General features: G+C 47.7%; 1 protein-coding gene. It reads left to right on the forward strand.

Going from position 1 to position 763, the window contains the following annotated elements:
* Positions 1 to 113: 113 nt before the first annotated feature.
* Positions 114 to 763: hypothetical protein (locus DWW52_RS18725; RefSeq protein ID WP_199692021.1), on the forward strand; the 650-nt coding region annotated here is incomplete at its 3' end.

Consider the following 763-nt stretch of genomic DNA (forward strand, 5'->3'; position numbering starts at 1 on the left):
TATGAAGCTTATTTATTATAAGCTTCATATAATGTATCTATTGTTTATTTAAAATTTTATTAGTACTATTGCATCGGAATTCATAAGTTACTCACACTCTAATCAGGATTGACATGAATATAACTTCTCCTTTTTTCGCGGCGCTACTGGCCAACGGTCCGGTAAAAGCGGGCGGGTATACTTATTTCTTGTACGGGGGTAAAATCCGGAAATGCAAGTCCAAAAGGGGACCCCGGAAATCCAAAACCGAGCGGGAGAAACAAATCACCGATCATTTCACGGAAGTCCGCAAGATATGGAAAGTTTACCGGCTGGCTATCGGGGTTTTACCGATATGGCGGGTTGCAGCGAGGGAACGGGGAGTATCCAAAAGCGATTCCTTGTTCCATTCCATCAACGGCGGATGTCTGCAAGCAAAACAAGGAGTATGGGCGTTCAAAACCTTCCGTTTTTCCGTGGGATCGCTGGAAGCTCCCGTGATCACGAACGCGGAACGCCACGACTGGACAATCACCTTGCAGTGGGAAAACGGGATCGAGGGCCCGAAAGCGAAAGCCTCGGATCAAGTGTTCGTGGGATACTTTTACGACACGCTACATGATGCGCCCCAGTTAATCAGTAACAGCATGGCACACCGGGGCGACGGCAAGGTCACGATTGAAATCCCCGAGGCATGCCAACCGGAAGGAACCCGGTTGCATCTTTACCTGTTTTTCGGGAACGAGGAATTAAATCAATTTTCACCGAGCGAGTACGTGGAATT

The organism is Odoribacter sp. AF15-53 (genome assembly GCF_003479425.1).
GTDB lineage: Bacteria > Bacteroidota > Bacteroidia > Bacteroidales > Marinifilaceae > Butyricimonas.